Here is a 13,515-nt window from a genome sequence, read left to right on the forward strand (position 1 = left end):
TATCCAGGAAGGTCTGGTTGATTGATGAAACGGTGAAGATGGATTTCAATATGTGGTTTTGAAGGTATGTGTGAGTAGACCAGACAGAGATGTCTGGTCTTTTTTTGTAAAGCGCAGATTGACGCAAGAGTCCTCATAGTAGTAGCTTTAAATTGATTTGAAGTGTTATTATGAGGACTCTTTTTATTATTCTTTCATAAAACCTTTCTTGATCGCATCCTGGATCAGATGATCCGTAATTTCGTAGAGACGCTCGGAGCCGAGCTTCGTCTTGCTCTGGCGGCCGTAGACCTGCTCGGAGGTGATCTGGTGCTGCTTCCAGTCATCACCGTTATTGCTGTGATTTAAGAGAAGCGGTTGAAGATTGTCCATGGCATGGGCATATTTGGATTCAGATGTTTCGCAGTCCTCAAACTCGTCGAAGAGAGCGATGAGCTCATTTTTCTGATCCTCCGGTAGGATGGAGAAGATACGCTCTTTAGCAGCGTCTTCGCGGGCCTTTTGGGTCTTGCGACCTTCCTCGTCGTAGGCGAAGGTGTCACCTGCATCAATCTCCACGATATCGTGGATCAGGCACATCAGCATGACCTTTGCGATATCTACGGATTCATTGGAATACTCACGGAGAAGGTAGGACATGATGGCCATATGCCAGGCATGTTCTGCGTCATTTTCCCGGCGGCCATGGCCGGAGAGATGTGTCTGGCGCAGGATATTCTTTTCTTTATCAATCTCAAGTACAAAATCTAACTGTTGTTTTAAACGTTTATCCATGAATGTTTGCCTCCCGATATGTAAATTGACCTATAGGGTGTGTTTTTTGATGAGTCCAGAGGATTGATGAGTTTATCCTACCAATTTATGAGAGAAAAGTACAGCGGTTTTTTAGAATGGGAATTGTAACTGTTCCGTAGATCTGCGCACTTGCTGCGCAGACCGTAAGAAAACATAATCTGGAAGACAAAAATCCCATCGGTGCAGCCGATCTGAAATGGATTTTTGCTTGTAACTATGAAGGTACTGAATAGTTACTGGAAATTCAAAGCAAGGCATGAACGGGTGAGAATACTGATAAAATAAGGATAAAACATACCGGAAAATAAAGTGTAGAAATTTTTCAAAAAATATAAAAAACGGGTTGACAGATGCGAAAACATATTATATAATAGCACTGTTCTTAAGGAACAGCTAAGAACAAAGGAAATATTCCTCGATAGCTCAGTCGGTAGAGCACGCGGCTGTTAACCGCGCTGTCGTAGGTTCGAGTCCTACTCGGGGAGTTTTTATTTTGCCAGTTTCATGGATATGAGCTTCTGGTACAAATAATGAACGCGGCCCCATGGTCAAGCGGTTAAGACATCGCCCTTTCACGGCGGTAACAGGGGTCCGAATCCCCTTGGGGTCATTGATGTGCCGATGTGGCTCAATTGGCAGAGCAGCTGATTTGTAATCAGCAGGTTATCGGTTCGAGTCCGATCATCGGCTTTCAGTCCTAAACTTATGGACCTTTAGCTCAGTTGGTTAGAGCAACCGGCTCATAACCGGTCGGTCCCGGGTTCAAGTCCCTGAAGGTCCACTCTACCTGGTAAAAGCTTCATACAACTGATAAAATATTTGGCCCGGTGGCTCAGCTGGTTAGAGCGCCGCCCTGTCACGGCGGAGGTCGTGGGTTCGAATCCCATCCGGGTCGTTTCCTTAGAAATAAGGATTATTAATTTCATATCTGGGATCTTAGCTCAGCTGGGAGAGCATCTGCCTTACAAGCAGAGGGTCATAGGTTCGAGCCCTATAGGTCCCATTTGATGGGAAACCATCATCGACATATTTATATGTCTGCCGGTGTGGCGGAATAGGCAGACGCAAGGGACTTAAAATCCCTCGGGGGCAACCTCGTACCGGTTCAAGTCCGGTCACCGGCATGAAAAGAGCTTGTTTTGCAAGCTCTTTTTTTGTTTAACGAAAAACCCGAATTATGGGAGCGTGATGGAGATGAACAGGAGAGATCTCGAAATAATATGGATAGGAGAACAGATATGACATTTCGATATGCGTTGAAACGATCAATTCCGGTAATGGCGGGATATATCGTTCTGGGAATCGGATTTGGAATGCTGCTGGGAGCGAAGGGCTACGGCATCACCTGGGCGCTCGCGATGAGTGTGTTCATTTATGCGGGGTCAATGCAGTATGTGGCAATTGATCTGATAACAGGTGGCGCATCGCTGATCTCAGCGGCACTTATGACACTGATGGTCAACGCAAGACATTTATTTTATGGAATCTCCATGGTGGAGCGATATAAGGACACAAAACCATATAAGCCGTATTTGATCTTTGCGCTTACGGATGAGACGTATTCGCTGGTGTGCAGTGGAGATGTACCGGAGGGGGTCGAGGAGAAGAAATATTTCTTCCTTGTCTCGCTGTTGAATCAGATTTACTGGGTGATTGGAAGCGTGATGGGATCGGTGCTCGGGAGTGTATTGAATATCAATACGGAAGGGATCGATTTCTCGATGACAGCTCTGTTTCTGGTGGTATTTACGGAACAGTGGATGAGCACGAAGGATCACAGAAGCGCCGTTGCAGGTGTTGCTGCATCCGTGATCTGTCTGTTGATCTTTGGGGCATCAGCCTTTCTGATCCCGTCGATGATCTCTATCACGGTGATTTTGACGCTGATGCGTGGGAGTAAGAAAACTGAGAGCAGCCAGACGACGGCATAATTCATGATATTTTCCGAAGGACAGGAAATAGTATGAAAACAGTGCCCAGGTTGCTGCACACGGGTAGGAAATTTCCGAACTGAAAATTCCGTACAATACAGCGGTAGCGGTGGATTTTGCTTGATTTAGGAGGAATAGAGAGGATGGATTTGAGGGCGGTCACACTGATCGCGGTATGCGTTGCAGTAACGATTGTTTTAAGATTTCTTCCGTTTGTGATATTCGGCAGGAAGAAGGAGATCCCCGGATACATTACATATTTATCGGGAGTTCTTCCGTATGCGATCATGGGGATGCTGGTGGTGTACTGCCTGAAAAATGTGAGCTTTTTTGCGGGATCTCATGGAATTCCGGAGATTGCAGCTTCCGCAGTGGTTGTCGGGCTGCACGTATGGAAGAGGAATACACTGCTCAGTATTGCGGCAGGAACTGTACTTTATATGTTTTTGATTCAGGCCGTATTTTAGGATAAGAGGAGAAAGCTCTGGAATTGTGATCATGGGTCATGATCAGTCTGCGGTGGTGCTGGAACTGCAATTTAGTATTCTGAATTGAGGGATAATTTCAGACAGAAGGAACAAGATAACGGTATATTACTTGAGGTATTAAAAAAATTATGATATGATAGTCTCATCTTACGGGAAGTCTGGCGGATGGCACTGAATGCGGAATTTCGATGAAAATCCTGAAGGATCGAAATGGAGAATGGCAAAAGTGTAGGATCTTTATGACTGGAATGGAGGTCTGGATGAGACGAAGTGACAGAGAATTGAAGGACATGGCTGATATTGTGGCGATCGCGAAACGGGAGACTGTGTGCACCGTTGCGTTCCACGATGAGTCATGTCCTTATTTAATTCCATTGAATTATGGTGCAGAAGTGGAAGAAGGAAAGCTGGTTCTGTATTTTCACGGAGCGAAGGAAGGGACGAAGATCGATAAGATCAGAGAGAATCCTCAGGTTTCATATTGTATTTACGGGAAAAATAGCCTGGAGATCGATTATGACGCAGCCTGCAAGTCGACGACAAGCTTTGAGAGTATCTGCGGAAACGGAACTGCATATTTCGTGGAAGATCTCACATCGAAGAAAAAAGCTCTGGCGAGCCTCATGAATCAGATGAGTCAGAAGAAGGCATTCGAAGAGAACGCGTTCGCGGAGGCAATGGTGAACGCAGTGACGGTCTGGAAGATCGTAACTGAGAACGTCACCGGAAAAAGACATGAATAACATGAGGGACGGGTGTGTGCACGAATGGAAGCCCATGAGGGACAAAGAGGTGAAGAGAGCCGGAAACGTGCCTGTATGGTTCTGATGGATAAGGGAAACATAGAAAGGAGCATATACATATGGGAACAGATTTTAGAAAAGAGATCGGCACGACGATCGATCAGAGACGCGATGAATATACAAAAATCAGTGACGCGATCTGGGGTTTTGCGGAGCCGAGATTTCAGGAGTACGAGTCCACGAAGCTTCAGCAGGAGTTCTTAAAAGCGAGAGGATTTTCCGTCAAGGCAGATCTCGCAGGAGAAGAGACCGCATTTATCGCGGAATGGGGAAGCGGAAAGCCGATCCTCGCATTTTTAGGTGAGTTTGACGCACTTTCCAGCCTTCAGCAGGAGGCAGACTGCACAGAACGTCACCCGATCGAGGGAAAGACAAACGGACATGGCTGTGGTCATCACCTTCTCGGAACAGCGTCGGTAGCGGCTGTTGATGCGTTAAAAACTTATATGGAAGAGAATCACATGAGCGGAACGATCCGTTACTATGGCTGTCCGGCGGAGGAAAATGCGGGTGGAAAGGCATATCTGGTCCGGGATGGATATTTTGATGATTGTGATATCGCGATTACCTGGCATCCATACACAATGAATAAAGTTATGAAGGGCGGATTCCATCTGGCAAACTTCCGGGCATTCTTTACCTTCCACGGAATCTCATCCCATGCGGCCGGGGCGCCGGAGCTTGGACGTTCCGCGCTGGATGCCGTTGAGATCATGGATATCGGTGTGAACTATATGAGAGAGCATATGATCGATGCAGCGAGAGTTCACGGCGCGATCACAAACTCCGGCGGAATCGCTCCGAACGTGATCCCGGCTGAGGCACAGATCCTCTATGCGATCCGTGCACCAAAGGTAACACAGGTCAAGAAGCTTTATGAGCGGATGTGCGATATTGCAAGGGGTGCGGCTCTGATCACAGGCACGACCGTTGATATCAAGCAGGTTGCAGCATATTCCAACCTGATCAATAATGATACACTGGCGGATCTTGTTCAGGAGAATCTGGAGCATGTGGTTCCGATCGGCTATACGGAGGAAGAGCTTGCATATGCAAAGAAATTCCAGGGTGTGATCACAGAGCTGGATAAAGAAGGAATGAAGGATCAGGCGGCAGTGATCGGAGGAAAAGAGCATAAACAGGAGCTCTTAGAGCAGCCGATGTGGGATCTTATTGTCGATAAAAACAGTGCTTACGGCGGTGGCGGCTCCACGGACGTCGGAGATGTCAGCTGGGTCGTTCCGACAGCACAGGTCTATACCAGCTGTTACGCAGCAGGTACAGCGCTTCATTCCTGGCAGGCTGTTGCACAGGGAAAATCTTCGATTGCTCACAAAGGGATGTTGGCGGCAGCGAAGGTTATGGCGTATGTCGGCGCGGAACTTCTTCTGAATCCGGAATTAATTGAGAAGGCAAAGGCAGACTGGAAGGAAGAGCTTGACGGAGAGACATATCCGAATCCGCTTCCGGCAGATTTAAAACCATCGATCTGGTAATAGGATAGATCAGGCAGTCGGAATGAGAACCATCAAGGGCGATGGTTTTCAGAAGACTGCCTAAAAAAATAGGTATAACAAGCTTCTGCTTATGGAAGTGTTGCACATAGTGCCTGTTGATGGAAATGTGTGTGGCAGGAACAAGGATTACACAGGAAGGAGTGGACAGCATGGAAACAAAGAATCAAGATAGAATTTCTGAACTGGTGGAGAAACAGAAGGACACATATACATCTATGGCGGATGAGATCTGGGGATATGCGGAACCTCGTTTTCAGGAATATGAATCTTCGAGGGTACAACAGGAATACCTTGCGTCTCGCGGATTTTCAATCCGGGCGGACCTTGCCGGAGAGAAGACAGCGTTTATTGCCGAGTGGGGAAGCGGAAAGCCGGTCCTCGCATTTCTTGGTGAGTTTGACGCTCTTTCCAGTCTTCAGCAGGAAGCAGACTGCACGGAGCGTCGTCCGATCGCAGGAAAAACAGATGGACATGGCTGTGGCCACCATCTTCTCGGAACGGCATCTGTGGCGGCTGTCGATGCACTAAAGTCCTATATGGAAGAAAAAGACCTGAAGGGAACGATCCGCTACTATGGCTGTCCGGCGGAGGAGAATGCGGGCGGAAAGGCATATCTGGTCCGGGACGGATATTTCAATGACTGTGATATCGCTATCACCTGGCATCCAAGCACGACGAACAAAACAATGGGAGACGATAAATTCCTTGCCAATTTCCGTGTGTTCTTTACCTTCCATGGAATCTCCTCCCATGCGGCGGGAGCGCCGGAGCTTGGACGTTCTGCGCTGGATGCAGTGGAGATCATGGACATTGGCGTGAATTATATGCGAGAGCATATGATCGACGCAGCGAGAGTTCATGGTGCGATCACAAACACCGGTGGAATTGCCCCGAATGTGATTCCAGCGGAGGCACAGGTACTCTATGCGATCCGCGCACCAAAGGTAACTCAGGTCAAAAAGCTTTATGAGCGGATGTGCGATATCGCGAAGGGCGCGGCGCTGATCACGGGAACGACTGTGGATATTCGTCAGGTTGCCGCTTATTCCAACGTGATCGGAAATGATGTTCTGGAAGAGGTCATGGACAAAAATCTTGACCATTTTATTCCGATCGGATATACGGAAGAGGAGCTGGCGTACGCGGGAAAATTCAAAGAGGTCGTTACGGAGTTAGACAAAGAGGGCTTAAAGGACATGATCGCTCATGTCGTTGAAAAGGACAAGCGGAAGGAAGTCCTGGATATGCCACTGTTGGATTTTAAGCTGGACCGGAGCGAATCATATGGCGGTGGTGGCTCTACCGATGTCGGTGATGTGAGCTGGGTGGTTCCGACGGTGCAGACAAATGTGTGCTGCTATGCGGCAGGAACAGCACTTCATTCCTGGCAGGCTGTTGCTCAGGGAAAGGCAAGTGTTGCCCATAAGGGCATGCTGACGGCGGCAAAAGTCATGGCATGCACAGGAGCGGATCTTCTGGAAAATCCGGAGCTCATCAAAAAGGCTCATAAGGACTGGTTGGAAGAGCTGGACGGTGAAACATATCCGAATCCGCTTCCACCAGAAGTAAAACCGGGGCTGTGGTAAAAACATAGTCATTTTTTAGATATTTTAGCGTTAGGGAAAAGCTCCAGGAGAATCAGATATGGATTCTCCGGGGGCTTTTTGCATATAGTACAAATTGAATATAATTTCAGTATATTATATCGTATTCGCAAAAATTATATATAATATTCGAATTAAGCATTAGATGATATAAGAATCGACATTGTATAATATGCTTAAATACTGAGGACGAAAATAACTATTTTACAACAAAACAGACAAATACACAAGAAATGGATCGTGCCCAAATGAATGGGGAAAGAAGAAGGGAAAATTAGAACATGCAGGGTATGAGTCTTTGTTCATCGGAAGGAAATAAGCTTATTGAAAAAATTGATAAAGCCTTAGAAACATCCAGAATCATGAAGGATGTAGAGTGTTTCAGTCACCTGGACCGCTATACAGGTTCTGAGGATGGAGAGAAAGCGGCAGAACGAATCGCAAAACGAATGGAAGAACTGGGAATCCCGGTAGAGCGGGAAATTTATCAGGTATATAGAAGCCTTCCGGGAGAAGCATCCATACGGATCCAAGGGGATTCTTCGGAAGCAATCGTGCCTCTGACTCCGTATGTGTATAGTGGAACAGCGGAAAATCTGGAAGCTGAACTGGTTTTCGACCGGATCAGCGCAACCGGAGGCTGCAGCCAGAAGGAGCAGAGAGCAAGAATGGCAGAATTTGCCGGAAAGATCGTTCTGACATATGAGAACAGCTTTGCGTTTGCATGTGAGGCAAAACGTGCCGGAGTTTTGGGCGTGATCACAATCTGGCATGCGGATCTGGCACACCATGGAACGCTTGGAGGTGTATGGGGAACACCTGAGCCGGAGGATCTGGCTTGTCATTATCCGAGAATTCCGTTTGTGGAAATCACAAAAAGTGCAGGAAAGGAATTGCAGAAAAAACTGGAAGAAAGTCCACTGACGGCATGCCTTAACGTTGAAATGTGTCAGTCAATCGTTTCCAGTACCATGCCGGTAGCACGTATTCAGGGAAGATCGGATAAGTATGTGTTGGTTTCCGGTCATTATGATTCCTGGTATGAGGGGATAACGGATAATGGCGTTGCCAATGCTGCTATGATGGAGATTGCCAGGGTATTTCAAGAAAATCAGGAACATCTGGAGCGGTCTGTAGTGCTTGCCTGGTGGTCCGGTCATTCAGATGCCCGTTATTCCGGATCGACCTGGTATTATGATCACCATTGGGAAGATCTGAAAGAAAATTGTGTGGCCCACATTAATATGGATATTTGCGGCTGTAAAGGTTCGGATGTGGTTGGAATGCGGACATCTATGCTGGAGGGCGAAGCCTTTGACCGAGAGTTTTTAAGGGAGTTTAATGATAAAGAACCGGAGGCACCGACGCCGATGGTACGATTCGCAGATCAGACCTTCTGGGGAGCGGATATTCCGTTTGCTATGATGCCGCAGTTTATAAAACAGGATCATAAAATATTTTCCTGGTGGCATACGAAAGAGGATACCTTTGATAAGGTAGATCCGGAGGTGACACTGCGAGATACAAGAGTCATTGCAAAGTTGACCGCCATTTTCGCTAATTGTGAGAAGCTTCCTGCAGAGATGAGCGGGTTTGTCAGCTTTATGGAAAACGAGCTTCGTTCTATAGAACAGAAGCTTAGTGCGGAATTTGATCTTTCTCCGGTCTGGAGGGCGATCGGCAGCCTGAAGGAAGCGGTTGCAGATCTTGAAAACGCTATGGAGAATCAGAAACATACAGACGATGTCATCATGGAAATAGCGGGAGAATTGGCAAGGATCATGTACACGACATCCAGCCCATACCATCAGGATCCGGCGGTAAAGGGAACGGTGTTTGCCGGACTTGCTATGGCAGAGGGTCTGACAAGGGAAAATACAGAAGCAGATTATTATTTGGCAGTCCAGACAAGATTTGTGCGTCAGAGAAACCGGCTTACAGGACAGATGAACGTAGTTGCGGAGAATTGCCGGAAATGGATCTCTGGATGGGGGAAATAAAGTGAGAAGGAAAAAATTATGTAACAATATAATAACAAGGAGGACATGTGCATGAGAAAAAGGATATATGGAAAACTGACGGCATTGGCATTGGCCGGGGCTATGGTATTGTCGGGCTGCGGACAGAGTGGGGGAAACTCCGGTACATCGACAGCGGATTCAAAGGCGGAGACATCAGCTTCATCCGGTGCGGAAACATCGTCAGAGAAAAAACCAGAGTCCATTGGACGGACAGACATTATTTCGGCGAATAGCAGCGATATCCGGTCTATGGATCCACAGGTGGGGGTGGATTCACCATCTGCAACGCTGAATTTCCATATTTATAATGGTTTGATCAAAATTGATGATAACCGTGAGCCTGTAGGGGATCTGGCAGAGAGTTTTGAGATTGTGGATGACACAAAGTACAAATTTAAACTGCGGAAAGGCGTAAAGTTTCACAATGGAGATGAACTGAAGGCCAGCGATGTGAAATTCAGTTTAGAGCGTGCCAAGACCATGCCAAAAGCAATGTCTAATGCATCAGCCATTGATCATGTTTCTGTTGACGGGGATTACGAGGTGACGATCCATCTTTCAAATCCGTGTCCAGCATTCCTGTATATCCTTAATGATACCAGTATGAAGATCTTATCAGAGAAGGCAGTAACAGAGGCTGGCGATACATATGGAGAAGCTCCGATCGGAACAGGTCCGTTTATGTTTAAAGAGTGGGTTCCGAATGACCACTGGACGTTGGTCCGGTTTGATGACTACTTTGATGGACCTGCTACAGCCACTTCGATTACAACCCGGATCATTCCGGAAGGAAGTGCTCGTACAATCGCACTGGAAACAGGGGAGATTGATGTGATCTTAGCCGTAGATCCGGTGGATGCTGTCAATATTGAGAACTGTAAAGATCTTGTTCTGGAAAGCTGGCCGGCACCTTCTGTAGAATTTATGGCTATGAACACAACTAAAAAAGGATTGGATGATGTCCGGGTACGTCAGGCGATCAATTATGCCACGAATCGTCAGGAATTCGTAGATACGATTGTAGAAGGTCGCGGTGAAGTAGCCACCTCCGTTGTTGCAAAGACTGTGCCTGGGTGGAATGAGGACGTAAAGCCATATCCTCAGGATCTGGAAAAAGCCAAAGAACTTCTTGCAGAAGCAGGATATGAAAATGGACTGGATCTTAAGATGTACGTATCCGGAGAAGTACGAAGTCGTGCTGCACAGGTAGTTCAGGCTCAGTTAGCTCAGGTTGGCATTAATGTAGACATCAATGTGTATGAATGGGGAGCATTTCAGGATGCGATCAATGCCGGAGAACATGATCTCCTGATTCTTGGCTGGGTAAATACTACTTGTGATCCGGCATATAGTGTAACTCAGTTATTCCATTCAAGAAACTGTGGAATGAGCGGCAATCGTGCATATCTCAAAGATGATAAGGTAGATGAAATGATCGATGCTGCAGCGGTGGAAACAAATCAAGAAAAACGCCTCCAGATATATAAAGACCTTCAGGTTCGCTTAAATGAGCTCTGTCCGTGGGTACCTCTGTATTACAAATATAGCATGGTAGGAAGAAGATCAGACCTTAAGGGATTCAAATTTAACAAAAATACGTCCTTCCATTATTTGGGAGATTGCTATTACGAGAAGTAAAAAAGGACGGGGCTGTTACGCTTTGGCGTGATGGCCCCAAAGCTTTTTTGCGGCTTATGATATTGGTGTAAGGGAAAAGAAAAAAATTGAAAAAAATTTAAAAAGTGTTGACAAAGAAGAAAATATATAGTAGAATATTTTTTGTTGAGTGACAGACATCTGAAACTCAGAGAGCGTGCGTCAGTAGCTCAGCTGGATAGAGCATACGGCTACGGACCGTAGTGTCGGGAGTTCGAATCTTCTCTGGCGCGCTGATTAAGGCATCTGCAATTGCAGATGCCTTTTTTCGATTTCATGGGAACTTTTGATGGAACTTTCTGTGAAACTTGTGCAGTGAAAAAGGAAGAAGCTTCTGGAGGAAATCATGAAAAGAAGAACGGAACATTTTACATATGAGCTGGTCCGGTCCAGGCGCCGTTCCATGTCTTTGAAGGTGGAGCTTGACGGAACGATTACGGTGCGTGCTCCTTTCCGGACACCGCCGGAGACTGCGGATTGGTTTGTGGAGAGTCATCGGGATTGGATCGAGGTGAGGCTCCGTGCCGGAGAACAGATCCTTGCAGTGCGTCCGTCCTACACAGAAACGGAACGTCTTGAAGGAAAAAAACGAGCGGAAAACGTGTTAAAAGAACGATGCTGTTATTACGCAGGGCTCATGGGCGTTTCCTATGGATCGATCACGGTCCGGGAGCAAAAGACGCGCTGGGGGAGCTGCAGTGCAAAGGGAAACCTGAATTTTAATTGGAAGCTGGTTCTGATGCCGGAGGAGATTCTGGACTATGTTGTGGTCCATGAGCTTGCCCATCGGCTCCAGATGAACCATAGCACGGAATTCTGGGATGAAGTGGAGAAGAATCTGCCGGATTATCGAAAACGGCGGCAATGGCTGAAGGAAAATGGCCAGAAGTATTGAACGTGCCGGAATGAGGAAGCGCAAAGAGGGAGAGAAACGATGCAGAAAAAGAAAGAAATCTGGATGCTTCAGACAAAACGGGCAGATTTTAACGGGCTTGCGATGCGTCTGGGGGTGAGTCCGGTGGCTGTTCGGATCATGCGAAACCGAGGTCTTTTGGATGAACGTGAGATGAGAAAGTATCTTTACGGGACACTGGATGATCTTTATGATCCGCGACAGATGAAGGGAATGGAGACCGCTGCGGGGATCATTGAAAAGAAGTTGATAGAAGGGAAAAAAATCCGGATCATCGGCGACTACGATATTGATGGTGTTTGTTCAACATATATTCTTCTCAAGGGCTTTCACCGTGCTGCCGGAAATGGGCAGATTGATTATGAGATACCGGACCGGATCCGGGATGGCTACGGGATCAATGAATCCATCATCCGTCAGGCAGCAGAGGACGGGATCGATACACTTGTGACCTGTGATAATGGAATCGCGGCATTAAAGGAGATCAGCATCGCAAAGCAGCTTGGCATGACGGTTGTGGTGACCGATCATCATGAAGTACCGGTAGATGCTTATGGACAGATTCTGCCGCCGGCAGATGCAGTGGTTGATCCGAAGCAGGACGGGGAGACGTATCCGTACCATGAAATTTGCGGTGCGGTCGTAGCATGGAAGCTTATAAACGTGATCTATGAGGATCTTGGAATTCCGGAGCATGAGTGGATGGAGCTTCTGGAGTTTGCGGCCATTGCGACCGTGGGAGATGTCATGAAGCTGCAGGATGAAAACCGTCTGATCGTCAAATATGGACTGAAAAAGATCGGTTCGACGAAGAACACCGGTCTCAGAATGCTTGTAGAGAAAAACAATCTGGATATAAACAATCTGAGCGCATATCACATTGGTTTTGTGATCGGACCGTGCTTAAATGCAGGTGGACGGTTGAAAAGTGCGAAGGTCGCGCTCCGGATGTTGTTAGAACAGGATCCGGACCGAGTCAGTGGGCTGGCGGATGAATTAAAGGAACTCAATGATGTGAGAAAGGATATGACGGCAAAGGGAGAAACAGAGGCTATCGAACAGGTAGAACGTTTCTATATGTCGGATAAGGTGCTGGTGGTGTTCTTACCGGAGTGCCATGAATCACTTGCCGGGATCATAGCCGGAAGACTCCGGGAGCATTTCCATAAGCCATCCTTTGTGCTGACGAGAGGCGAGCAGAGTGCGAAGGGATCCGGACGTTCCATAGAGGCATACCATATGTACCAGGGGCTTTGCGAGGTATCGGATCTGCTGGTGAAATTTGGCGGACATCCAATGGCAGCGGGACTTTCCATTGAGGAAAGTGATATTGATGAGTTCCGGAGAAGACTGAATGAAAATGCAAAGCTTACGGAAGATGATTTCGTTCCGCAGATCTGGATCGATGTTCCGATGCCGTTTGAGTATGTGAATGAAAAAATCGTGGATGAGCTCAAAGGTCTGGAACCATTCGGGCAGGGAAATGAAAAACCGTTGTTTGCCCAGAAAAGTCTGACGATTCGAAATGTACGTGTTCTTGGAAAAAATCGAAATGTCGTGAAAATGAATCTGGTGACGAACACTGGACATCCGTTCGATGGTCTGCTGTTTGCAGATGGAGATCTTTTTTTGGAAGAGCAGACAGGGCAGAATACGATCGACATGATCTATTATCCGGATGTAAATGAATATAATGGGACACGTACCTTGCAGGCGATCATAAAAAATTATAAATTTCGTTGATCGGTCAGTCGAAGAATGGGAATGCAGGCATGATTTCCTCTCCA

General features: G+C 47.0%; 10 protein-coding genes and 8 tRNA genes. 17 read left to right on the top strand and 1 reads right to left on the bottom strand.

Annotated features, from left to right (window positions below):
- Nucleotides 1-186: 186 nt before the first annotated feature.
- A complete protein-coding gene (locus DWY93_RS08985; protein WP_117470136.1) occupies nucleotides 187-774 on the bottom strand; it encodes an HD domain-containing protein in 588 nt (195 codons plus the stop codon).
- Between the two features lie 433 nt (nucleotides 775-1,207).
- On the opposite strand from DWY93_RS08985, the gene DWY93_RS08990 reads away from it, so the two are divergent.
- The 17 genes from DWY93_RS08990 (at nucleotide 1,208) to recJ (ending at nucleotide 13,471) form a co-directional block, all read left to right on the top strand.
- A tRNA-Asn gene (locus tag DWY93_RS08990) sits at nucleotides 1,208-1,280 on the top strand.
- 53 nt (nucleotides 1,281-1,333) lie between these two features.
- Nucleotides 1,334-1,405 (top strand) — tRNA-Glu (locus DWY93_RS08995).
- 7 nt (nucleotides 1,406-1,412) lie between these two features.
- A tRNA-Thr gene (locus tag DWY93_RS09000) sits at nucleotides 1,413-1,485 on the top strand.
- Nucleotides 1,486-1,502: 17 nt separating this feature from the next.
- Nucleotides 1,503-1,576, top strand: a tRNA-Ile gene (locus DWY93_RS09005).
- A gap of 40 nt (nucleotides 1,577-1,616) precedes the next feature.
- Nucleotides 1,617-1,690: transfer RNA gene (locus DWY93_RS09010), tRNA-Asp, on the top strand.
- Nucleotides 1,691-1,725: 35 nt separating this feature from the next.
- A tRNA-Val gene (locus tag DWY93_RS09015) sits at nucleotides 1,726-1,798 on the top strand.
- Between the two features lie 37 nt (nucleotides 1,799-1,835).
- A tRNA-Leu gene (locus tag DWY93_RS09020) sits at nucleotides 1,836-1,919 on the top strand.
- A gap of 114 nt (nucleotides 1,920-2,033) precedes the next feature.
- Nucleotides 2,034-2,726 carry an AzlC family ABC transporter permease gene (locus DWY93_RS09025; RefSeq protein WP_117470137.1) on the top strand — a complete coding sequence of 231 codons (693 nt, stop codon included), beginning with the start codon at nucleotides 2,034-2,036 and terminating at the stop codon, nucleotides 2,724-2,726.
- Nucleotides 2,727-2,869: 143 nt separating this feature from the next.
- Nucleotides 2,870-3,193 (top strand): branched-chain amino acid transporter permease, encoded by a 324-nt coding sequence (locus tag DWY93_RS09030; protein WP_015553864.1) that lies wholly within the window; start codon nucleotides 2,870-2,872, stop codon nucleotides 3,191-3,193.
- A gap of 281 nt (nucleotides 3,194-3,474) precedes the next feature.
- A complete protein-coding gene (locus DWY93_RS09035; protein WP_165860002.1) occupies nucleotides 3,475-3,957 on the top strand; it encodes a pyridoxamine 5'-phosphate oxidase family protein in 483 nt (160 codons plus the stop codon).
- A gap of 119 nt (nucleotides 3,958-4,076) precedes the next feature.
- The gene (locus DWY93_RS09040) at nucleotides 4,077-5,513 is read left to right on the top strand and encodes a M20 family metallopeptidase (protein WP_117470139.1); all 1,437 of its coding nucleotides are present in this window, start codon (nucleotides 4,077-4,079) and stop codon (nucleotides 5,511-5,513) included.
- Nucleotides 5,514-5,683: 170 nt separating this feature from the next.
- Nucleotides 5,684-7,120: a M20 family metallopeptidase gene (locus tag DWY93_RS09045; protein WP_117470219.1), complete on the top strand. Its 1,437-nt coding sequence runs from the start codon at nucleotides 5,684-5,686 to the stop codon at nucleotides 7,118-7,120.
- 299 nt (nucleotides 7,121-7,419) lie between these two features.
- Nucleotides 7,420-9,138 (top strand): M28 family metallopeptidase, encoded by a 1,719-nt coding sequence (locus DWY93_RS09050; protein ID WP_117470140.1) that lies wholly within the window; start codon nucleotides 7,420-7,422, stop codon nucleotides 9,136-9,138.
- Nucleotides 9,139-9,189: 51 nt separating this feature from the next.
- Entirely contained in the window at nucleotides 9,190-10,797 is a 1,608-nt protein-coding gene (locus tag DWY93_RS09055; RefSeq protein ID WP_181968523.1) for an ABC transporter substrate-binding protein, read from the top strand.
- Nucleotides 10,798-10,974: 177 nt separating this feature from the next.
- Nucleotides 10,975-11,048, top strand: a tRNA-Arg gene (locus tag DWY93_RS09060).
- A 113-nt stretch (nucleotides 11,049-11,161) separates the two neighbouring features.
- Nucleotides 11,162-11,710, top strand: coding sequence for a M48 family metallopeptidase (locus tag DWY93_RS09065; RefSeq protein WP_117470142.1), 549 nt, complete (start codon nucleotides 11,162-11,164; stop codon nucleotides 11,708-11,710).
- A 39-nt stretch (nucleotides 11,711-11,749) separates the two neighbouring features.
- Nucleotides 11,750-13,471 (top strand): single-stranded-DNA-specific exonuclease RecJ, encoded by a 1,722-nt coding sequence (gene recJ, locus DWY93_RS09070; protein WP_015553857.1) that lies wholly within the window; start codon nucleotides 11,750-11,752, stop codon nucleotides 13,469-13,471.
- Nucleotides 13,472-13,515: the final 44 nt, after the last annotated feature.

It is taken from the genome of Clostridium sp. AF28-12 (assembly GCF_003435225.1).
In the GTDB taxonomy this organism is placed as follows: domain Bacteria; phylum Bacillota; class Clostridia; order Lachnospirales; family Lachnospiraceae; genus Pilosibacter; species Pilosibacter fragilis.